Annotated in this window: 26 protein-coding genes; all 26 read right to left on the bottom strand. The window is 45.4% G+C overall.

The features are described 5' to 3' along the window. The 26 genes from fliR to xerC all read right to left on the bottom strand — a co-directional run bounded on the left by fliR (nucleotide 1) and on the right by xerC (nucleotide 20507). Complete coding sequence (fliR, locus tag SY83_RS16080) at nucleotides 1–792, bottom strand: flagellar biosynthetic protein FliR (protein WP_068608355.1); 792 nt, start codon at nucleotides 790–792, stop codon at nucleotides 1–3. A 12-nt stretch (nucleotides 793–804) separates the two neighbouring features. Next, on the bottom strand, nucleotides 805–1074 hold the full coding sequence (fliQ, locus tag SY83_RS16075; protein WP_068608354.1) for a flagellar biosynthesis protein FliQ: 270 nt from the start codon (nucleotides 1072–1074) through the stop codon (nucleotides 805–807). Between the two features lie 19 nt (nucleotides 1075–1093). Further along, nucleotides 1094–1858, bottom strand: coding sequence for a flagellar type III secretion system pore protein FliP (gene fliP / locus SY83_RS16070; RefSeq protein ID WP_068611142.1), 765 nt, complete (start codon nucleotides 1856–1858; stop codon nucleotides 1094–1096). Next, nucleotides 1858–2439 carry a flagellar biosynthetic protein FliO gene (locus tag SY83_RS16065; RefSeq protein WP_157279874.1) on the bottom strand — a complete coding sequence of 194 codons (582 nt, stop codon included), beginning with the start codon at nucleotides 2437–2439 and terminating at the stop codon, nucleotides 1858–1860. The genes fliP and SY83_RS16065 overlap by 1 nt, the downstream gene beginning before the upstream one ends. Before the next feature lie 20 nt (nucleotides 2440–2459). Beyond that, entirely contained in the window at nucleotides 2460–2822 is a 363-nt protein-coding gene (locus SY83_RS16060; RefSeq protein ID WP_068608352.1) for a response regulator, read from the bottom strand. A gap of 26 nt (nucleotides 2823–2848) precedes the next feature. After that, a complete protein-coding gene (gene fliY / locus SY83_RS16055; protein ID WP_068608350.1) occupies nucleotides 2849–4099 on the bottom strand; it encodes a flagellar motor switch phosphatase FliY in 1251 nt (416 codons plus the stop codon). After that, nucleotides 4089–5087 (bottom strand): flagellar motor switch protein FliM, encoded by a 999-nt coding sequence (gene fliM, locus SY83_RS16050; protein WP_068608348.1) that lies wholly within the window; start codon nucleotides 5085–5087, stop codon nucleotides 4089–4091. Before fliM ends, fliY begins: the two co-directional genes overlap by 11 nt. 39 nt (nucleotides 5088–5126) lie before the next feature. Beyond that, nucleotides 5127–5615 carry a flagellar basal body-associated FliL family protein gene (locus SY83_RS16045; RefSeq protein ID WP_068608347.1) on the bottom strand — a complete coding sequence of 163 codons (489 nt, stop codon included), beginning with the start codon at nucleotides 5613–5615 and terminating at the stop codon, nucleotides 5127–5129. Next, complete coding sequence (locus SY83_RS16040) at nucleotides 5608–5835, bottom strand: flagellar FlbD family protein (protein ID WP_068608346.1); 228 nt, start codon at nucleotides 5833–5835, stop codon at nucleotides 5608–5610. Before SY83_RS16040 ends, SY83_RS16045 begins: the two co-directional genes overlap by 8 nt. Before the next feature lie 79 nt (nucleotides 5836–5914). Next, nucleotides 5915–6739: a flagellar basal body rod protein FlgG gene (gene flgG / locus SY83_RS16035; protein ID WP_068608344.1), complete on the bottom strand. Its 825-nt coding sequence runs from the start codon at nucleotides 6737–6739 to the stop codon at nucleotides 5915–5917. A gap of 105 nt (nucleotides 6740–6844) precedes the next feature. Further along, on the bottom strand, nucleotides 6845–7213 hold the full coding sequence (locus SY83_RS16030) for a TIGR02530 family flagellar biosynthesis protein (protein ID WP_068608342.1): 369 nt from the start codon (nucleotides 7211–7213) through the stop codon (nucleotides 6845–6847). A 1-nt stretch (nucleotide 7214) separates the two neighbouring features. Beyond that, entirely contained in the window at nucleotides 7215–7667 is a 453-nt protein-coding gene (locus tag SY83_RS16025) for a flagellar hook capping FlgD N-terminal domain-containing protein (RefSeq protein ID WP_068608340.1), read from the bottom strand. 19 nt (nucleotides 7668–7686) lie between these two features. Continuing rightward, on the bottom strand, nucleotides 7687–9078 hold the full coding sequence (locus tag SY83_RS16020) for a flagellar hook-length control protein FliK (RefSeq protein WP_068608339.1): 1392 nt from the start codon (nucleotides 9076–9078) through the stop codon (nucleotides 7687–7689). A gap of 37 nt (nucleotides 9079–9115) precedes the next feature. Next, entirely contained in the window at nucleotides 9116–10042 is a 927-nt protein-coding gene (locus SY83_RS16015) for a MotE family protein (RefSeq protein ID WP_068608337.1), read from the bottom strand. A 12-nt stretch (nucleotides 10043–10054) separates the two neighbouring features. Continuing rightward, on the bottom strand, nucleotides 10055–10498 hold the full coding sequence (gene fliJ, locus SY83_RS16010; protein WP_068608335.1) for a flagellar export protein FliJ: 444 nt from the start codon (nucleotides 10496–10498) through the stop codon (nucleotides 10055–10057). 6 nt (nucleotides 10499–10504) lie between these two features. Next, nucleotides 10505–11833 (bottom strand): flagellar protein export ATPase FliI, encoded by a 1329-nt coding sequence (gene fliI / locus SY83_RS16005; RefSeq protein WP_231891272.1) that lies wholly within the window; start codon nucleotides 11831–11833, stop codon nucleotides 10505–10507. Continuing rightward, entirely contained in the window at nucleotides 11820–12653 is an 834-nt protein-coding gene (locus SY83_RS16000; protein ID WP_231891461.1) for a FliH/SctL family protein, read from the bottom strand. The genes fliI and SY83_RS16000 overlap by 14 nt, the downstream gene beginning before the upstream one ends. 1 nt (nucleotide 12654) lies before the next feature. Next, on the bottom strand, nucleotides 12655–13668 hold the full coding sequence (fliG, locus tag SY83_RS15995; protein WP_068608331.1) for a flagellar motor switch protein FliG: 1014 nt from the start codon (nucleotides 13666–13668) through the stop codon (nucleotides 12655–12657). An 11-nt stretch (nucleotides 13669–13679) separates the two neighbouring features. Further along, nucleotides 13680–15272, bottom strand: a complete 1593-nt coding sequence (fliF, locus tag SY83_RS15990) for a flagellar basal-body MS-ring/collar protein FliF (RefSeq protein ID WP_068608330.1) — start codon at nucleotides 15270–15272, stop codon at nucleotides 13680–13682. 47 nt (nucleotides 15273–15319) lie between these two features. Then, nucleotides 15320–15622: a flagellar hook-basal body complex protein FliE gene (gene fliE / locus SY83_RS15985; RefSeq protein ID WP_068608328.1), complete on the bottom strand. Its 303-nt coding sequence runs from the start codon at nucleotides 15620–15622 to the stop codon at nucleotides 15320–15322. A 55-nt stretch (nucleotides 15623–15677) separates the two neighbouring features. Continuing rightward, nucleotides 15678–16139: a flagellar basal body rod protein FlgC gene (gene flgC, locus SY83_RS15980; RefSeq protein ID WP_068608325.1), complete on the bottom strand. Its 462-nt coding sequence runs from the start codon at nucleotides 16137–16139 to the stop codon at nucleotides 15678–15680. Between the two features lie 3 nt (nucleotides 16140–16142). Beyond that, complete coding sequence (gene flgB / locus SY83_RS15975) at nucleotides 16143–16556, bottom strand: flagellar basal body rod protein FlgB (protein ID WP_068608323.1); 414 nt, start codon at nucleotides 16554–16556, stop codon at nucleotides 16143–16145. A gap of 192 nt (nucleotides 16557–16748) precedes the next feature. After that, entirely contained in the window at nucleotides 16749–17531 is a 783-nt protein-coding gene (codY, locus tag SY83_RS15970; RefSeq protein WP_068608321.1) for a GTP-sensing pleiotropic transcriptional regulator CodY, read from the bottom strand. 48 nt (nucleotides 17532–17579) lie between these two features. Next, on the bottom strand, nucleotides 17580–18977 hold the full coding sequence (gene hslU, locus SY83_RS15965) for an ATP-dependent protease ATPase subunit HslU (RefSeq protein WP_068608319.1): 1398 nt from the start codon (nucleotides 18975–18977) through the stop codon (nucleotides 17580–17582). Between the two features lie 36 nt (nucleotides 18978–19013). Further along, nucleotides 19014–19562, bottom strand: a complete 549-nt coding sequence (gene hslV, locus SY83_RS15960) for an ATP-dependent protease subunit HslV (RefSeq protein WP_068608318.1) — start codon at nucleotides 19560–19562, stop codon at nucleotides 19014–19016. Nucleotides 19563–19592: 30 nt separating this feature from the next. Further along, on the bottom strand, nucleotides 19593–20507 hold the full coding sequence (gene xerC / locus SY83_RS15955) for a tyrosine recombinase XerC (RefSeq protein WP_068608315.1): 915 nt from the start codon (nucleotides 20505–20507) through the stop codon (nucleotides 19593–19595). Nucleotides 20508–20521: the final 14 nt, after the last annotated feature.

Here is a 20521-nt window from a genome sequence, read left to right as displayed (position 1 = left end):
TTAAGGTGCCTGCTGCCTGCCCATCAGTTGCATTAATGCGTGCAGTGCTTCCATCATGGAGTTGAATATTTGTTCAAATAATCCGATAAACCCGGGAATTAAGAGCAACATGACTAGAAAACCTACAATGATCTTTAAAGGTACGCCTACGACAAAAATATTGAGTTGCGGCACCGTACGCGCCAGCAAACCTAGCGCAAGATCCGTCAAAAACATCGCTACGACAATGGGCGCGGACATTTGGAATGCGATTTTGAACGTTTCGCTAAAGGTTCTTACCAGAAAATCCGTAATATGTCCGCCGTACATTTGTTGAAATAAAGGGTTGGATAAGGGCACCCATTCATAGCTCCTCATAATCGCGTCAAGTAAATACAAATGACCGTTAACCGAGAGGAACACCAGCACAGAAATCATAAACTTGAAATTACCGAGAATCGGACTTTGCGCCCCTGTCATCGGATCAATAACGTTTGCGATCCCAAAACCCATTTGTAAATCAATGAATGAACCCGCTACCTGCACAATGGTGAAGAACAGATAGGCTATAAAGCCTAACAGAAGCCCCGCCAATATTTCACGCAAAATGGAAAGCACGAATGTGCCGTCCGTCGCCACAGTTACCGAATCCTTGAAGGTCATTAAGATCAATAAAGAAACATAGAAAGAAAGACCGATTTTCAACTGGTTAGGCACATTTTGCATAGAGAACAAAGGCGCAACAACAAAAAAAGAGGTTATTCGACAAAAAATTAACAGAAAAACAGGAAAATACTGAGCTAGCAACTCCACTTATCTCACAACCTATCCGATGTATTTATGAAGGTTATTGAGCAGATTGTAAGTAAAGTCAACCAGTGTCGTCAGCACCCAAGGCCCGAACAAAAGCACGGAGGCGAATACGGCAATGATCTTGGGTACAAAAGCCAGCGTTTGTTCCTGAATTTGTGTTGTCGCCTGAAATATACTTACCAATAAGCCAACTACCAGTGCTATGATTAGCATCGGCGCGCTTGCTTTCAATACGGTATAGATGGCCTGGCCGGCCAAGCCGATAATGAATTCAGAGTTCATGGGGTCAGTCCACCTTGTCTTAAGTATTGAAGCTCAGAAGCAGTGATTTGACCACCAGATACCAACCGTCCACCAGAATGAACAACAGAATCTTAAAAGGCAGGGAAATCATAACCGGCGGCAACATCATCATCCCCATAGCCATTAAGGTGCTGGAGACGACCATATCAATAACGAGAAACGGAATGAATATCATAAATCCCATTTGAAAAGCCGTTTTCAGTTCACTGATGGCATAGGCAGGCACAAGTACATGAATAGGTATATCTTTGTAGGTTGCGGGTTTCTCCGATTTAGAGTACTTGAGAAACAGTAACAAATCCTTTTCACGCGTTTGCTTAGCCATGAATTCTTTCATGGGCTCCGATGCTTTAGTAAGCGCAACCGTCTGCGTAATCTCCCCTTTAAGATAAGGTTGAAGCGCCACGGTATTCAGCTCACTGAGCGTAGGTGACATCACGAATAAGGTCATGAACAGAGCAAGTCCTACCAACACCTGATTGGGCGGCATTTGGTTGGTTGCAAGTGAAGTACGCACGAAACCAAGCACAATTACAATTCTGGTGAAGGAAGTCATTAAAATGACAATCGCAGGAGCGATACTTAGTACTGTGATCAGCAACAGAATAGACAGGGAAGTCGAACCTCCGGCTTCCCCGGCGGTTCCATCGCTTCCTCCAATGGTTATTCCAATTTCCGGAATGGGATCCGCCGCGAAGGATTCAACCGCAAAGTATCCGGTCAATACCTGAATCAGCATGAATAAGAGTATTGTTTTTTTCATCATGAGTCCGACGACCGATCATTGTTTTTTGGGTCTTGCATCAAATCTTCCATCATTTTCTTTCGGGAAGTCATTTGCTGCATCTTGTTGTAGAACACTTCTTGAAACGTTGCTTCCAATTCTTCTTCAGGCTGCGGCTTGTTCCGGTTGCGCCACTTGTTTACCATGTCCGAAAGCGAATGGGCAATGGCGCTGCCGTTCATCGTGGACGGTGTGTTGAAAGAGCTCAGGATCAACTCCATCTCTTCGGGATCGTCAATCTTCTCAAGAAGTCTGATATCATCTCCCACACCGACTACATAGATGGCGCTGCCGATTTCGACCAGCTGAACGGATTTATTCTGACCCAGGGCCACGCCGCCCAGCGTTTTTACAGAACGATTGAGCATCCATCCACGATTTTTTTGGCCCAAAAATTTAATTAAAAGCACAATCAATCCGATAATAAGGATAAGTACAAACATAACTCTGAAGAGATTCCCGAACAGGCTGCCATCCGTGGTGCCCAGTGTGGACGGCGGCTCGTTCAGCAGTGAATTGTTGTCATTCGCAAGGAAGTAGACATGCATTGATAATTTCAATAAGGACAATCCTTTCGCTCTTATCCAAGCGTTTTCTTGATAGCTTCAATAACGCGGTCCGCTTGGAAAGGTTTTACGATAAAGTCTTTAGCCCCGGCCTGAATCGCGTCAATAACCATGGCTTGCTGCCCCATGGCGGAGCACATGATGACTTTAGCGTTAGGGTCTTGTTTCTTGATTTCTTTCAAAGCGGCTATGCCGTCCATTTCCGGCATCGTGATATCCATTGTAATCAAATCCGGCTTCAACTCTTTATATTTCTCTACGGCTACGGCTCCGTCCGGTGCTTCCCCCACTACTTCAAATCCGTTCTTTGTCAGAATATCCCGGATCATCATTCTCATAAATGCTGCGTCGTCTACGATCAAAATTCGGTTTGCCATTGGTTCAAATCCTCCCAGAATTGGTATTATTGTAATTTTTGTATCCGATCCCACTGACTGACGATGTCTGTTACGCGAACACCGAAGTTCTCATCAATAACAACGACCTCGCCTTTGGCAATCAACTTGTTATTCACCAGTATATCTACCGGCTCTCCCGCAAGTTTATCCAGCTCAATAATAGAACCTAAGGAAAGCTCCAAAATGTCCTTAATGACTTTTTGTGTGCGACCCAACTCAACCGTCACCTTAAGCGGAATGTCAAGCAATAGGCCAAGGTTTGTTTCCTCAGTTCCTGCTCCAAATCCCCCCGTCAGGTTAGAGAATTGAACAGGCTGAACGTTAACATTGCGATTGTTCGACATGCCTCCAAACCCTCCTGTATTCTGCATTTGTGTAGCTGCCGGCTGCTGCATGGATGATGGGTGTGCCGAATGTTGCTGCGGTGCTGCCTGCATCGTTTGAGACATATACTCGGGTTGTTGTTGCCCGTGGTTTACTGTATTGCCGTTATAGATAGCTTCATCCGGCATATCGTAATCTGCTTTACCGTTAATGTTATTGCTCTCCTCTTTGGAAGGCTCAGTGCTTCCCCCGCCCATTAGGATGGACACCATCTCTTTGGCAAAATGAACAGGCAACAACTGCATAATCGTAGAATCTATTAATTCACCGATTTTGAGACGGAAAGAAATCTTAATAAAATAATCCTCAGGAGGCAAAGTTCCAGCGCCTTCTCCATCCGCCAGATTCAGGATATCGATACCCGGCGGGGAAATATTAACGAAGCGATTAAAAATAGTAGACATCGAAGTTGCAGATGACCCCATCATTTGATTCATCGCTTCTTGCACGGCGCTGATATGGATCTCATTCAACTCCATGGAGTCATCAACCGCACCTTCTCCGCCTAGCATAAGATCCGCTATGACTTGAGCATCCCTCGTTTTAATGACCAGTGAGTTAATGCCTTGGAACCCGTCTACATAACGAACACTGACTGCCACATGGGGTTTAGGAAACTCTTTCACTAATTCCTCACTGGCAATAATGGATACTTGCGGCGTCGTAATATCTACTTTCTTTCCTAATAAAGTAGACAAAGCTGTTGCCGCACTGCCGAAGGTAATATTACCGATTTCACCGAGCGCGTCTTGCTCCATCAAGGTGAGAAATTCTTCAATGGTAGGACCAGAGCTGGACGAGGAGGTGTCTTCTGAACTCTGCTTTAACAATGCGTCTATTTCCTCTTGGGATAAATAGTCCTTACTCGTCATATTCTTCTGCTCCTTCAGTGACGATGTCCGTAATTTGGACCGCCATTCTTCCTTTTACCGCGCCGGGGCTTGCGATGAACTTCATGCGCTCCCCAACTTTCACACTTAATCCGTCTTCGGACTTTTTGTCCAATGTAATCACATCGCCTACAACAAGCCCAAGGAACTCTCGTACGGAAATACTAGAGTTTCCAAGCTCAGCTATAACCGGCAATTTCGCTTTGGTGACCCTTTTTTGCAGCGCCTCTTGTTCTTCCGGAGCTCTGGTCTTCTTCTGAGAAACAAACCAATGATGCACCGAAAGCCTTGACATGATTGGCTCAATAACCACATGAGGAATACACAAGTTAATCATGCCCGTGGTATCACCGATCTTCGTGCTGAGTGAAATCAATGCTATGGTTTCATTCGGAGAAACGATCTGCATAAATTGTGGGTTCGTCTCCAGCGCCTCAAGTCTAGGTGCCAGATCAATCACGGTCTTCCAGGCTTCTTGCAGACTTTCAAAGGCACGACTGAAAATACGCTCCATTACAATGGTCTCAATCTCGGTCAGAGCGTTAATCTTGGACGGTGAAGTTCCGGAACCTCCAAGCATACGATCCAGCATCGCAAACGCAACATTCGGATGTACTTCCAACACCATTCTGCCTTCAAGGGGTTCAGCCTCAAAGATGTTTAATATGGTCATCTTTGGAATTGAACGAATGAATTCATCATATGGAAGCTGTTCTACCTGAACTACACTAATCTGGACAAAAGTTCTGAGTTGCGCTGAAAAATAAGTGGTCAAATATCGCGCAAAATTCTCATGAATCCGAGTTAGGCTGCGGATATGATCTTTAGAAAACCTTACCGCTCTCTTAAAGTCATAAGCTCTGATCTTCTTTTGAGTATCTTCCTTCTTAAGCTCTTCAGCATCCATTTCTCCCGAGGAGAGCGCCGCCAGCAAGGCGTCAATTTCATTCTGTGACAATACATCAACCAATCAATTCACCCCCTTATGGAATACATCATCTTGTCATTCTTAGTTGAGAGGAGTAATTACAAAATCCGTAATTTCCACCTGAATCAGTTTACCTTCGGGCAAAGTTGTGTTGATCAGATTCAGCAATTTGGCGCTTAACACGTCAAACCCTTTACCTCCGGTCACTTGGTCCGGGGTCATATCGGCAAGGGTACGCACAATAATCGGCTTGATTTTCAAGTTAGCGATTTGATCGAACTCTTCCTTCGTCTTCTTGTGATCAAGCTGAAACGCGAAGCTCATCTTCACAACATAATCTTTGTCCGCCAGGTTGGTCGTAATATTATCGAGAACCGAACTGACTTCAAGAATCTCTTCAGCAGACAATTTCTTGGCCTGAACCGCGCTCACACTGTCTTTGGCTTGCTGATTAGGATTGTCGGATTCTGTTGATTTGCTCATGTAATTCCACAGTGCGAATGCTGCTACCATTATTAAAGTAATAATGACGAGTACCATAGCCAGCCATGGCATCATTCTCTTAAACATGATCTTGCCCCTCCGTTTGTTTCACTGCAGCGGCAAAACCTATACCAATGGACCGCAGGTAGTTTTGTGTTAAGCTCACCACATCTGAAACACTTTCAAGTACCATAATCTTCTTCCCGGTCGTTAAACTGATTACCGTGTCAGGAGTAGACTCCACCGTTTCAATCAGTAATGCGTTGATGACCAGTTGTGAATTGTTAAGCCTTGTAACAGCAATCATCCTGTTCCCTCCGCGATCATAATGTAACATTCAGAATGTAGTGGAAGAGTTGTCCCCTCCACTACATCCCCTTAATTGATTATCGTTTCAGGTTAACGACCTCTTGCAGGATCTCATCCGAAGTCGTGATGATTCGGGAATTGGCCTGGAAGCCGCGTTGCGCAACGATCATTTCCGTAAACTCATTCGTCAGGTCCACATTGGACATTTCCAGTTGACCGGAAATAACGGCTCCGGTGCCGGAGGCGGTGTCATTGGCTGTGTATAACTCTTCGTTATCGCCGTCGGCATTAGAGTTGGGGGTGTTACGGTATAAGTTGCCCCCGATTTTCTCCAAGCCCGCGGGATTCGTCACCATCGCGATGCCGATTTTGTCATCTGTAGGAGCGCTTGTTCCATCCGCGTTAACAGCTATAATGCTGCCGTCTTGCCCAATGGAAAACGCCGTTACCGTTTCTTCCAATTGAATCTGATCTCCATCAGAATTGAGAACATACATGCCGTCTCCATTGACCAGGAAGCGATTGGCATCCAAAGTAAAGTTTCCTGCTCTTGTTAAATAAGGAGCTTCTTGTTCCTCGGAGGATTTAACGGCGAAGAATCCGTCCCCGTCAATGCGCAAGTCCGTCACAACATTTGTTGTCATGGCGCTGCCCGGTGTGTGTATGGTGTCAATTGTCCCTACGGTAACACCCAAACCGATTTGTTTCGCGTTGACTCCGCCTTGAGTACCGTCTCCCGGGGGAGTCACTCCCGAGGTGGTTTGGCTCAAAATATCTTTGAACATGACACGCCCTGCTTTAAATCCAACGGTGTTTACATTTGCGATATTGTTACCGATGACATCCAGCTTTACCTGGAAGCCGCGCATCCCCGAAACACCTGAGTACATAGATCTTAACAATGTAATTCCTCCTAGTAGGTTATAAGTATTCCTTGTCAGCCGCTTCAATCGGTCCGCGGCCAGAGGCTTCCTGTTAGGGCCAGCCTATATGTTGCTGTTAAGGTTCTATGAAATAACGATGGCACTGTCTATTTGTGTAAATACATTATCTTTGAGTGCATTTTGGTCCATAGCCGTTACCACGGTCCGGTTTTTTACGTTCACAATGAAAGCCATGTCATTCATGAGAAACAAAGAATCCTTGGCCCCTTTAGCAGCTGCTTTATCAAGAGCGGTGCTGATTTTAGTTATCTGCTCAGGTTTCAACTCAATTCCTCTTTGATGCAGCCTCGATTCGGCATGGTGACTGAAACGGACGAACTGATTTTGAAAAATTTCATGAAATGATTTAGATCCTTGTTGCACTTGTATATTTTTGGCTCCCGGAACGACAGCATTCGGGAACATTCGACCTATAGTTATTCGATCCGACATGTTACATATCCTCTTTATTTCGAATACTGCTTATCCGATCTAAAGAGACTTGTTCTCCTCCCGCTTCGGCGTACTGAAGACCGTCTTTCAACCGGATACCCTCGACAAGTCCTGTGCGTGCCGTAACCGTGCCGGTAACCGGGTCCGTTACGTTCCAGGAAATGTCCTTACCGATTAGGCCGGAAGCCATCCCGATCGATTGACGAAGCAGCTTCATTTCGCCTGCCATATTCATAATTTGTTCAACGGAACTGAATTGCGCCATCTGGGCAATAAACTCACGGTCCTGCAAAGGTTGAGACGGATCTTGATTCTGTAATTGGGTTACCAGAATTTTCAGAAAATCGTCTTTACCTAACGAAGATTTATCTTGGTCTTTGTTCTGCTGAGCTTGCTGAATATTTTGCGGCGCATAATAAGGCCATACGTTTTTGCCGCCAACTGCATCTGCCATGTTCATTCACCTCGTTTCACTAAGCGGTTACGTTAAATTCGTTTCCGTAAGCTAGTTTACGGACAGTAGTCGCATCTTCTATGGTTGCTGTGAAATCTTCTGCCATGTCGTCTGCGTTTCGATTACTTCTCGATTGATTGTTTGAATGCTGCTCTTTGAACGTGTGTTGTTGTCTTTGGTCTTGAAACATTGTGGTTTGTGCATTTTCGCTCTGCGTGACTTCAAGTTTCTCCACCTGCAATCCTTGGGCCTGCAACGCTTGCCGAAGCTGATTCATCTGGTTCTCCAACATTTCCTTGCCAGCCGTCGAGTTGGCTATGAATTGCGCCATCAGTTGACCGTTCTGAAGAGAAATCTTCACATCAACCTTTCCCAGATGTTCAGGGTTCATCGTAATTTGAGCCTCTGTCAACCCGGCCATTTGAGTGATCTTCATGTTCTTGAACATAAACTGACTCATCTGCTCAACAAATTGTCTGGATGTCATCGTCAACTGTTCGGGCTTTGCTGAAGACTCTACTCCTGCTGAGGGTTTCAAACTTTCTCCCGTCTGTAACAGATTAGAGAAATTCGTATTGACCCTTTCGCTTTCCTGCGAATCAACTGCAATTACTGGATCCGGCACAATGCCTTGTTCGCGTTGCATTTGTTGAATAATGGCTGCCGTTTGCTGCGTCAACATCTGTTTTGAACCTATAGCTTGTACCAGGATCGCCGGTTTTTGGGAGCTTTCAACGGTGATTAGCCCTTCTCTGGCGCTCGCACTCTTCTCTAGATCTGCATGCTCGGATTTACCGGTATGTTCCGTAACCAACTTGTGAAGCTGAGTCAGTACCTGTTGGAATGCTTGTAATGATTTAACGCTGGGATCGGTTTGACTTTTCATTAATTGGGCGATCCCGTCTACCGTGTCCTTAGGCAACGTTGCGGTTGAAAGCAGTTCAAGGATGCGTCCTTCGGTCCATGTTGTTTCCGATGACTGAGTGGAATCTGCTTGTGGCTGAGGCATCACTTGGAATAATTGCAATAACAGTTCGTTTGCTTGATGCATCCAAGCCTGTAACTCGTTATTTTGCAGCAATGATGCTTGTTCTTCTTCTGATAATTCATCTAACAATCCCATCAGCTTTGATGCCAGCTTCATAAGTTCACTCTTCATACTTTCTTGATCTACAATCAAAACAGGTTCCGCAATCGCTCCCGCGGGTATGCTGTTTGCCATCACTAAAGCTTTCAATGTTTCCTTGATGCTTAGAGTCTGATCTGAATCGGCCTTCATCTCAGCAGTAACGGTTTCCATCGACATTTCGTTTAAAGCAGCGGCAAAGTCTTGATTATTCTCAACACCAGATCTGGTGTTGGTGGCAACCGGTGGATTAGCAGCGGTTGTAGTTGCAATCATCATCTCCATATTTTCTACACCTCCCTTCAGGATCCAATTTCGTAGTTTAGTTGCCTAATCTTGTAGTGATCTTAGCCGTGTCTGTCTTGGACAGCTCCGTCATAGACGACAGCACTCTGGATCGCGCCGCTGTATCCATGGCATTTAGAATTTGCAGCACCTTTTCTTTGCTTGTTTTGTTCATCTCCAGAAGCATGTCCGCGGCACTGCCCGGTGTCATGCTGGCGATCGTCTGCGCCAAGTCAGCGCGCGTAATTGTGGACGACGGTTTAGCCCCGCCTTTCGTGTATTGATCCAGGCGCTCTTGTAATGCTTTAATTTGCAGGTTGCTGGACTTTACGGAATCCTTTAGCAAAATTGAAGCTTCAGCCGCTTTTTTAGGCTCCATCTTCTCCAAAATTCGAGTTTGGTCATCATCCTTCATCTGACTGAGAACCAACACTTGCTCGCTTTTTGTCAAATTTTCAATAATCGGAGCGGATTTGCTCGGTGACATCTTCGCATAGACGTCAGCTAATCCCTTGACTTGTTCGTCATATTGAACCGTATTTTCTGATTTCACAGTATTTTGAGTTTTCAATGCCGAGATTTGCTTTGTTAATGATTCGATCTGCGCATCCTTAGCAGCGGAAGCATCACTTGCTGTTTTAAGCTGACCTTGCAAAGATATCAGCTTTGCTTCCAAGTCCTTGATTTTAATAGAAGGTGGGAAGGTTTGTCCCTTTGTTACGCCTTCGCCTTCGCCCGCGCCGGTTTCATCTTCTCCTTGCGTCATTACATTGGTTGACTCGGGCAACCATGAATTAACGATGGGAATTTTGCCTGCCACCGAAAGCAGCGAACTTTTGATATCGTAGTTAAACATCGTCAGCAGGACTAACACCAGTACCAAAGTAAATACAATCGGTGTCAGGAAAAAAAGAAATCGTTCAAAGCTGCTGTAAGATGACTTTTCAGTATCCATGTTATCCATTCCTAATCCTCCCTACGGAGCGGTGTTCACAAATCGGACTGTGGCAATCTCATCTAATTCGTCCTGCTCTTTCTTTAACACTTGCGTTTGAAATACCATTTGGGCTTTATCCCTAGTAATATTCCAGATCTTCTCATCTTGCATTTTGCTCTGAAGTATCGTTTTTTTCTGTTCCACTTCAGTCTGTGCCATTTCAACTTGTTTGTTCTTTTCATGGATCCGGTTACTGAGATGATTAATATACGTTTGGGTAACCATCATGCTTGATATGGTCGTGCTTTGTGTAGTCTTGTCCTGCAATTCATATTGAAGTTGACTCTTCTGTTCATATAATTGATCCAGATTGCTTTCTTCATCGCGAAGAATACCCACGGCATGGGATAAGATCCACTCGGCTTGTGTTTTCTGGGTAGTTTTCAAGTCGACGATCTTCTGTAAGGGATAGTGAAACCGCATTTATGTTCATCTCCTGTAAAAGTCTATCAGCAGCCGGTCCAATGCTTCCTGGTACGTCACTTTTTCTTTAATGCTTTGCTTCGTGTAGTCCCATATGCCTTGGATATTATCTAAAGAAAGATCAATTTCTTCATTTGTTCCTCGCTGGTACGCCCCTATATTGATAAGGTCTTCCGAATCTTTATAAGTAGACAGCAAGCGTTTGAGATGGGCAGCTGCTTCCATCTGTTCCGGGGGGACAATTTCTTTCATAACCCGGCTTACGGAAGAGAGCACGTCGATGGCCGGAAAGTGACCGCGGTTGGCAATATTGCGATGCAGCACCACGTGTCCGTCCAAAATTCCTCGAACAGCATCCGCAATAGGCTCGTTCATATCGTCACCGTCAACCAACACTGTGTAGAATGCGGTAATAGAACCCTTCAAACCTGTCCCTGCTCGTTCAAGCAGCTTAGGCAAATTGGCAAAGACGGAAGGCGTATATCCCCGGGTAGCCGGTGGTTCGCCAATTGCCAGTCCAACTTCCCGATAAGCCATGGCGTATCTGGTTACAGAGTCCATCATGAGCATGACATTCTTGCCGTGATCTCTGAAGTATTCGGCAATCGTTGTGGCAATTAACGCGCCTTTAATTCTTATTAAAGCCGGTTGATCGCTTGTTGCTACAATGACGACTGAGCGGGCCAAGCCCTCAGGACCAAGATCTTTCTCGATGAATTCGAGAACTTCGCGGCCGCGTTCACCGATTAAGGCAATGACATTCACGTCAGCGGAAGTGTTACGGGCAACCATACCGAGTAAAGTGCTCTTCCCTACACCGGATCCCGCAAAAATCCCGACGCGTTGTCCTTTACCGATGGTCAACAGACCGTCCAAACAACGTACGCCTGTTGATATCGGATCCGTTACCCGCGGACGTTGCAAAGGGTTGCTTGGTGTATTAAGTGTTGAATAATGAGGCATTCGGCTTGGCAGAAACGATCCGTCCAACGGCTCACCCAAACCGTTTAATACCTTACCGAGCAACTCATGTCCAACTTGCACGGTCAGGGGCTTACCGGTGCCGACTACATCGCAACCCGGACCGATTGAAGTAAGTTCGCCTAGGGGCATAAGAAGTACCCGATTATTTCGGAAGCCCACAACCTCCGCTTTTAAGGGTTCGGCTGAATGATGCGGGTAGATGTAACATACATCTCCGATGCTCGCATTAGGACCCTCGGATTCAACAGTTAATCCGATGACTTGGGTCACCTTGCCGTTTACTCGGACCGGATCCAAGGGCTTTAAGGCTTCGATGTATTTATCCAGCATGATTCCTTTAGCCTTTTCCATGTCCCGCGTGTTCCCCGCTTCCTTTGGCGATTTGCAACAGTACTTTCTTGATCTCGGTTAATTGGGTATCAATTCTGGCATCAATGCTGCCGAAGGATGACCTCACTACGCAACCGTGGTCGCTTACCGATGCATCTGGCAAAATCTGAAGCTCCGCCTGTGAATCCATATGAAGAACAAGTTCTTCGCGAAAGCCTTGAATGTATCCGAATCGAGTTGGAGACACACAGAGTGTGATAAGTCCTTGCTCTCGTCTGCGGGACAGAATCGATTTCACAATATCGACTGTCCACTCCCGTTCAACCGTTAGTTGACGATCCAGGATTTTGGCGGCAATGGATGTGCTGAGCTCAATTAGGAAAGGCTCCGCTTCCTGAATAATTAATTGCTTCATAGAATGTGCTTGTTCCAGGATCCCGGAAGCCTCTACAAGCATCTGTTGGTATTGTTCCTTCATATTCGCTTCAGCCGATGTCAGGCCTTCCTGATATCCATCAAGGAATCCGGCACCTTTGGCTTCGTTTACTTGTATTTCATCTTGAAGTCTGCGCTCCTGCCACCAGAGATCAATTTCTTCTTCAGCTCGTTGCTTGCGCGCTGTAGCCTCTTGTTCAGCGGCATGGATTTGTTCTTGTGCGTAGGTTTCGGCTTCATGCATCAATTGCGCTTTGGCTCTGCTGAGCTCTTCTTGTCTGGCATGATGCTGAACCTCTTCCTCGGAGCCTTCTTCATAATCGTACACCGCAGGAGCATAGACGATTTCCGGAGCTTCGACATATTTAATATGGTCTAATGATACATATTGTGTCAGCTTGATCACATTAGACAATGATATCGTCTCCTCCGCCACGGGCGATAATAATTTCTCCGGATTCTTCCAGACGGCGAATGGTCGCTACGATCCGGGTTTGGGCTTCCTCTACGTCACGCAGACGAACTGGACCCATATACTCCATTTCCTCGCGGAAGGATTCAGCCATACGCTTGGACATATTACGGAAAATCGCCTCGCGCACTTCTTCGCTGGCAACCTTAAGGGCAAGCTGTAAATCGGCGTTTTCAATGTCACGAATGATACGTTGAATAGAACGATTGTCGATATTGACAATATCTTCGAACACGAACATCCGTTTTTTGATTTCTTCGGCAAGCTCCGGATCCTGTATCTCAAGTGAATCAAGAATGGTACGTTCTGTACCGCGGTCAACGCCGTTCAAAATCTGGACAATCGCTTCGATACCGCCCGCCGAGGTGTAATCTTGTGTAACGGTAGCGGAAAGCTTCTGCTCGAGAACCATCTCCACTTGAGAAATCACTTCCGGCGAGGTGCTGTCCATAAGAGCAATTCGCTTAGCTACATCCGCCTGTTTATCTTGAGGCAGAGAGGAAAGGATTACCGAGGCCTGCTCGGATTGCAGGTATGAGAGTACTAACGCGATGGTCTGCGAATTCTCATTCTGGATAAAGTTCAGAATTTGAGCGGGATCAGCCTTACGCGCAAAATCGAAAGGTCTGACTTGCAGCGTCGAGGTCAACCGATTAATAATATCGAGCGCTTTCTGGCTTCCCAGCGCTTTCTCCAATATTTCTTTGGCGTAAGTAATCCCGCCTTGAGTAATATATTCTTGTGCAAGACAGATTTCATGAAACTCGCTGATTATGGATTCCTTTTCGGTATTCTCCACTTTACGAACATTAGCAATCTCTAGAGTCAGTTGTTCAATTTCTTCTTCTCTGAGATGTTTAAATACTTGAGCCGAAACTTCCGGTCCCAACGCGATTAATAGAATCGCGGCTTTCTGCCGACCGGATAATCCTTGATGTACCTTTGCCATCCGTTACACCTCTATTCGTCAACTAGCCAAGTGCGTAGTAAATTCACAAACTCCTCAGGCCGTTTCTTGGCTAACATCTCCAGTTGCTTGCGCACCTGATTCTCGTTTCTTGCAGGATCCATCTCAATGGTCGGCAATTCAATTCGAGTGGGTGCTTCCGGTATTTCCTCTTCGATCATTTCCGCATCACGGCGTCTCTTACGTATGGCAAGGACAATTCCGCCGGCTACCAACGCTAGCGCCACACCGCCAAGTCCATATAAAAGATACTTGTTTAGCGAAGCTGAAGCTGATTGGACTTCTTTACCTTCAAATGCTTTAGCGAGAATGATGACTTTGTTCTGCATCTCCTCAGGAGTATATTCAACTCCATTGTCCGACAACGATGCGCTTACCATGTTAACGAGGATATTTTTGACGGCATCCTTGGTGTCCTGTGTTAATGTTGCAGGATTATTCGGATCGGGTGGTTCAATACCCACATTAATGGTTAAGTCTTTAATAGCGTAAGGACTGCGTGAAATTTCATTATGAATTTCATCAACCTCGTAATTTATCGTTCTGGAAATTTCTTCTGAGGTCGTTTTCCCTGTATCGGATCCATCGGGATAATTAGGCACATCCGTCTGACCGGTCCCTGGAACCCCGCCTGCGGCAGTAGATTCCCCACTGTAAGATTTTTGTATTTCCTGCAACGATCGAGTGATTCCTTCATCATCCACAACAGGTCTGAACAACTTCTCTTCCGTGTTTACTTTATCGAAGTTTAGCTTGGATACGACACTAACTACGAAATTCCCACTTCCAAACAGCGGACCCAGAAATTGCTTAACATTAGATTCAATAGTTTTGTTAAACTGATTAGTGATGTGGAAATGTTGATCTATAACCCCTGCTGATTCATTCCCCGTAGATTTCGATGACGGAAATAACTCGCTGTCGGAATCGGTGACGGTAATGTTATCCACAGGTAAGTCCTCGACACTCTTCGAAACCAGATTGTAGAAGGAATCGATTTGTTCTTGATTTGGACGATAGCCTGCTTTGAAGTCGATATTCACTGAAGCTTGAGCTTGTTGTTGCTCCTCTGTAGGAAGAAACACACTCTCTTCAGGAATGGTTACTACGACCTTGGAGCTATTCACGCCGTTCATTGCGTTTAGCAACTGCTGGATTTCTCCCGCTAACGCATCTTTGTTTGCAATTTCAAATTCGCTTTCCGTGCGGCCGAACATAGATTCACTTTGCCTGAACATGCCGTACCCGATACTTCCGTTCTGAAGTAAGTTTTGTGCTTCCGCCTCAATCTTAACCCTTGTTGCTTCCGCGCTGGGAACCGCGATGACGGACTTCCCATCTGCTGCAGGATTTAACTCATAACCGATGCCTTCTGCTTCCAAATATGTGACGATTGCCGAAGCATCCGCGGAATCCAAATCCGTGAAAGCTACCGAATACTCTGTCTTGGAAAAATAGAAGCTTGCTAGAATAATAGCGAGCAACGTCATTGCCATGGCGGAAATTACCATTATTTTTTGTGTCTTATTAAATTGTGTCCAATACCCGGTTAGGCGGTCCCGATATTGGATAAGCCTTTCGTTCACAACGTCACCTCACCCAAATATTATACGATATAGAAGAGTACGAATAGTTACATTTGAGTTCTCATAATCTCTTGGTACGCTTCTATCACTTTGTTGCGTATTTGAGAGGTGAGCTGTAAGCCTAGCTCCGCTTTTTGGGATGCGATCATCACCTGGTGAACGTCCGCTTCGCCAATGGCGAATTTCTCATTCAACAGATCCACATTCTTTTGTTGCGTGTTGATCTGCTCCATCGCATTTTGTAAATAAGCTGTGAATTTCTCAGTTACTTCGGAACTGCTCCCGGTCTTCATACCGCCGTCTGCAGGCAAGATCATCTTAAGCGGCTGTATTGCGGCTCTTTCTATCATACGTTTCTCCTCCAAGCAAGTAGTTTACCATAAGATGCCAATCAATGTTAGGTAATTACCTTCCAATTTCCAAAGCTTTCATGAACATAGATTTTGTCGCGTTCAGTGCCGTTACGTTAGCTTCATAGGAACGGGTCGCCGAAATCATATCTACCATCTCTTTAAGCACATCGACATTCGGCATATTCACAAAGCCGTTAGCATCCGCATCCGGATGTGTAGGATTGTAAACTTGTTTGAACGGGGTTTGATCTTCGACAATTCTAGTTACTTTAACTCCCTCAGAACCTTTCTCCATCGTCTTTCCACTCATAGCTTGATCTAGCACATTAGCAAAAGAGTTCTGTTGATAGGGTTCCATGACAATCATTTTGCGCCGATATGGTTCAAATTGACCATTGACAAATCGACCACGCGTAGTTTCACTGTTCGCTATATTGGATGATATCGTATCCATCCGTAATCTTTGTGCTGTCAATGCCGAAGCACTGGCATCAAAGCCGTTAGACAGCTTCATTCATTATTTCCTCCCGTCTGTAGCTATGCGCAGTTGAGCAAACTCGTGATTTAGCTGCTGAACATAGGTGTTATATTTCAGCTGATTTTTAGCCAGCTCCGTCATCTCATAATCAATATCCACATTGTTTTGATTATTGTTCATTGAAGTGGTTCCGTTAGTTACTACGGAAGGGGTTGGCGCGGATTGCGCTGTTCCGATTTGAAAATGCCGGGGGTTCGTCCGTGATCCTGTCAATGGACGGGGGACTAAAGCATCCTCTGAAGCCTGAAGGTATTCCTCGAACTTTACTTCAGAGCGCTTGAAATGAGGAGTATCCACATTCGCTACATTGTTGGTGATAACCTTTTGCCTAAGCATCGATGCGTCCAAAGCACGTTCTAATGATTGAACTCCCACGCTGTTAAAAATATTCATGCTTAAACCCACCTCTTATTTGATCTTTGCAACAATATTCTACATACGGTTTTGTTATTCCTGCAACATGACTCGACAAGATCTGAGAAATAGTGCTAGGAATCTACATATCTATACTCCAAGATTATCCTATTTTGCACAATAAGAAAAAAGCCCTATCTTTTGAAGGCTTTTTTCGGATTTTTCTGTAAATTAATTGTTATTTTTGTTAAGTTCTAGTGCTAATTGGTCATTTAAAATTTTGATATAGGTCCCTTTCATGCCGAGAGAACGCGTTTCGATCACGCCAGCGCTTTCTAATTTCCTTAGTGCATTTACGATTACGGACCTTGTGATTCCCACTCTGTCAGCGATCTTACTGGCTACAAGTAGGCCTTCTTTCCTGCCTAACTCCTCAAAAATGTGCTCCACGGCTTCCATCTCGCTGAATGAGAGTGAACCCATAGCAACAGAGACAACGGCTTTACTTCTTGCGGCTAGCTCAATTTCCTCGGCTTTCTCTCGCAGAATTTCCATAGCAATAACGGTAGAACCATACTCCGCCAGGATTAAGTCATCATCAACAAATGGTACTTCCATGCGGGATAAAACAAGTGTACCCTGTCTCTGCCCGCTTCCGATAATGGGAACAATGGTCATGTATTTATGGTTCAGCCAGTGGTGAATGCTGCTGCTCCCCATTCCATCCGTTGAAGTTTCAGCTTCAATATTGGCGGCCGTTTCGTCAATTCTTAACAAAACTTTATTATAATCTTCAGGAATTCGCCTTTCTTCCAGAACGGATTGCTGAATAAGATGCGGCTGATGCTGCGGATGAACGGATAATCCCAATACTTTTCCCTTGCGGCTGATCACATAGACATTCGAATCAATAATGCTTTGTAGTACTTCCGCCATCTCCGTAAAATTAACGGCATGGCCTGCTGCTTTCTGCAGCAGTTTGTTTAATGTTCTAGTTTTAGTAAGTAGCGTCACGTTCCTGGCCTCCCGAGGTAGGGGGTCCATATGAACCCCCGGGTACAGCTATAAAATATATTGGCTTAAATCTTTATTCTGAGCAATATCTGATAATTTCTCACGAACATACTCAGGTGTAATCATCATCTCTTCCAACGGAATATCAGATGCTTCAAATGATAAATCCTCTAACAGCTTCTCAAGAATGGTATGGAGTCTTCGCGCTCCGATATTTTCTGTATTGCTGTTTACTGTCGCGGCAATGGTGGCAATTTCTTTAATGGCATCATCTGAGAACTCTACCCGAATGCCTTCGGTTTCCAACAATGCCGTGTATTGTTTCGTCAGAGCGTTCTTGGGCTCGGTCAATATGGATACAAAATCCTCTACACTTAAATTGCTGAGTTCAACACGAATAGGGAATCGACCTTGCAATTCCGGAATCAAATCGGATGGTTTAGAAATATGAAACGCGCCGGCCGCGATAAACAGAATATAGTCTGTTCGGATCGGACCGTATTTCGTCATGATTGTGGATCCTTCAACGATAGGTAATATGTCTCTCTGCACCCCTTCGCGGGATACATCGGGTCCGTTGCCTCTTCCTGAACCGGCGATTTTGTCTATTTCGTCAATAAAAATAATCCCTGTCTGCTCGGTACGACGCACAGATTCGCTGATGACATCGTCCATGTCTATCAACTTTTGGGCTTCTTCCTGTACTAAGGCTTTTCTTGCTTCCTTAACGGGAAGTTTTCTTTTTTTGAGCTTCTTGGGCATGAAATTGCCGAACATTTCCTGCATATTCATTCCCATCTGCTCATTCCCTTGTCCGGCAAGCATATCAAACATAGAAGGAGTTGAATCTTCAACTTCAATCTCTATAATTTCCTCTTCAAGAAGTCCTTCTTCCAACTTTGCCCGAATTTTCGCTCGTTTATCCGCAAGTGAATGATCTTGTTCTTCCGGTTCTGTCGAAGCCGTGCCTCCTGTGCCGCCGAACAACATCTCGAACGGGTTTCGTCCGTTTTTCGCTTTAGCCGCGGACGGAACGATAATAGAGACAATTCTTTCATTGGCCATAACCAAGGCTTCGTCTTTAACCATTTCGGTTCTTTCCGACTTCACCATACGAATCGAAATTTCAGCAAGATCGCGCACCATAGATTCCACATCACGTCCGACATATCCGACTTCCGTGAATTTAGTGGCTTCTATTTTTATGAAAGGCGCGCCCGCAAGTTTGGCCAGCCGCCGGGCTATTTCAGTCTTTCCAACGCCCGTTGGTCCGATCATCAATATATTCTTAGGTACAATTTCATCCCTTAATTGCTCATCTAACTTGCTCCTGCGATAGCGATTGCGTAAAGCGACAGCAACGGATTTCTTGGCTTTGTGTTGTCCCACGATATATTTATTAAGCTCGGAAACAATCTGTCTTGGGGTTAAGGATTGTTGATCCATGTGTGCAGCCCTCCTGATTTGGTCGAATAAGGTCTGTTATATTTCTTCAACAATAATATTTTCATTCGTAAAGACACAAATTTCCGCAGCCACTTGTAACGCGCCCCGGGCAATTTCTTTCGCTTCCATTGTTGAAGCATGACGCTTCATAGCCCTGCCTGCTGCCAACGCAAAACTTCCGCCCGATCCGATTGCGAGAATTCCGTCATCCGGCTCAATAATTTCACCGTTGCCTGAAATCAGCAATAAACCGGTCGCATCCATCACAATCATCATGGCTTCCAACTTTCGCAACACCCGGTCGGACCGCCAGTCTTTAGCTAATTCTACGGCTGCACGCTGCAGGTTGCCGTGATGTTCTTCAAGTTTATTCTCGAATTTCTCAAATAAAGTTATGGCATCTGCAACGGAGCCCGCAAAACCGGCAATCACTTTTCCCCTATACAGACGGCGGACCTTCTTAGCAGACGCCTTCATGACCATGTTGTTACCAAATGTCACTTGCCCGTCTCCGGCAATAGCCCCTCTTCCCTCATGGCGTATCGCAAAAATCGTTGTCGCGTGAAATGTCGGAATTTCTCCCATATTAAATCAGCTCCCTTCTAAAGTACGTCATCATGCCCTCGGATGAGCCCGGTTGTACACAGATTGCAGATGCCCTTTTGTAATGTGCGTGTAGATCTGTGTTGTAGAAATGTTGACATGACCAAGCAACTCTTGAACAGTCCTTAAATCAGCTCCCGCTTCGAGCATATGCGTGGCAAAGCTATGCCGGAGGGTATGCGGGCTGACCTGTCGCAGCTCAGCAATTCCATCCACATATTTATCCAGCAACCGCCGAACGCTTCGATCGCTTAACCGGGTGCCTCTATGATTAAGGAACACCGCCTCTTCCGAGTGTCCGTCCCCTTTATTCATATTCGTTTGCCTAAGCTTCATTCTTGCTTCGGATAGATATTTCCTCAACGCATCTATTGCGTGCTCTCCTAGAGGAACGTAGCGTTCCTTAGAGCCTTTCCCAAACACTAGCGCGATGCCGTATTCAAGATCAAGTGAGGATATATTGAGCCCGGCCAATTCACTCACCCGCATACCGCTGGCATACAGCACTTCCATAATGGCGGCATCTCTAATCCCTAATGTGGAACTGCGGTCCGGTGCTTCCAATAAAGCCGCCATCTCCTCGGCATACATAAACTTAGGCAGCTTCTTGTCCCGTTTCGGTGTGCGTATATAGGTGAAAGGACTGACCTCGACCAACCCTTCCCTGACCAGATAGCTATAAAAGGATCGTAACGATGAAAGCTTGCGGGATACGGTGCTTTTGGCATAGTCTTTTCCGTTTAGTTCACTGAGAAACATTCTGACGTGCAGATAGGACACTTCAGCAAAGGAAGGAATTTGTCTTGCCTGCAAAAAAGCCGTGAATTGCTCCAGATCTTTGGCATAATGGTTTAACGTGTGTTCCGATGCGTTCTTCTCGGCTGTTAAGTAACGAAGATAACCATCCGTTAAAAATTCATCCAGCAAAGGTTACACCCGCT

It is taken from the genome of Paenibacillus swuensis, assembly GCF_001644605.1.
GTDB lineage: Bacteria > Bacillota > Bacilli > Paenibacillales > DY6 > Paenibacillus_N > Paenibacillus_N swuensis.
This window is presented reverse-complemented; position numbering and strand designations above follow the sequence as displayed.

Bases quoted from the DNA above. Each gene is read 5' to 3' on its own strand.
- SY83_RS16015 (WP_068608337.1), bottom strand. From the start codon at position 10,042: ATGGATAACATGGATACTGAAAAGTCATCTTACAGCAGCTTTGAACGA.
- SY83_RS16045 (WP_068608347.1), bottom strand. From the start codon at position 5,615: ATGTTTAAGAGAATGATGCCATGGCTGGCTATGGTACTCGTCATTATT.
- SY83_RS16030 (WP_068608342.1), bottom strand. From the start codon at position 7,213: ATGTCGGATCGAATAACTATAGGTCGAATGTTCCCGAATGCTGTCGTT.
- fliJ (WP_068608335.1), bottom strand. From the start codon at position 10,498: ATGCGGTTTCACTATCCCTTACAGAAGATCGTCGACTTGAAAACTACC.
- hslU (WP_068608319.1), bottom strand. From the start codon at position 18,977: ATGGATCAACAATCCTTAACCCCAAGACAGATTGTTTCCGAGCTTAAT.
- flgB (WP_068608323.1), bottom strand. From the start codon at position 16,556: ATGAATATTTTTAACAGCGTGGGAGTTCAATCATTAGAACGTGCTTTG.
- SY83_RS16025 (WP_068608340.1), bottom strand. From the start codon at position 7,667: ATGGCAGATGCAGTTGGCGGCAAAAACGTATGGCCTTATTATGCGCCG.
- SY83_RS16060 (WP_068608352.1), bottom strand. From the start codon at position 2,822: ATGGCAAACCGAATTTTGATCGTAGACGACGCAGCATTTATGAGAATG.
- fliG (WP_068608331.1), bottom strand. From the start codon at position 13,668: ATGGCAAAGGTACATCAAGGATTATCCGGTCGGCAGAAAGCCGCGATT.
- fliI (WP_231891272.1), bottom strand. From the start codon at position 11,833: ATGGAAAAGGCTAAAGGAATCATGCTGGATAAATACATCGAAGCCTTA.
- SY83_RS16020 (WP_068608339.1), bottom strand. From the start codon at position 9,078: ATGGAGATGATGATTGCAACTACAACCGCTGCTAATCCACCGGTTGCC.
- flgC (WP_068608325.1), bottom strand. From the start codon at position 16,139: ATGAAGCTGTCTAACGGCTTTGATGCCAGTGCTTCGGCATTGACAGCA.
- hslV (WP_068608318.1), bottom strand. From the start codon at position 19,562: ATGGGAGAAATTCCGACATTTCACGCGACAACGATTTTTGCGATACGC.
- SY83_RS16040 (WP_068608346.1), bottom strand. From the start codon at position 5,835: ATGATTGCTGTTACAAGGCTTAACAATTCACAACTGGTCATCAACGCA.
- fliY (WP_068608350.1), bottom strand. From the start codon at position 4,099: ATGACGAGTAAGGACTATTTATCCCAAGAGGAAATAGACGCATTGTTA.
- fliP (WP_068611142.1), bottom strand. From the start codon at position 1,858: ATGAAAAAAACAATACTCTTATTCATGCTGATTCAGGTATTGACCGGA.
- fliE (WP_068608328.1), bottom strand. From the start codon at position 15,622: ATGATAGAAAGAGCCGCAATACAGCCGCTTAAGATGATCTTGCCTGCA.
- fliQ (WP_068608354.1), bottom strand. From the start codon at position 1,074: ATGAACTCTGAATTCATTATCGGCTTGGCCGGCCAGGCCATCTATACC.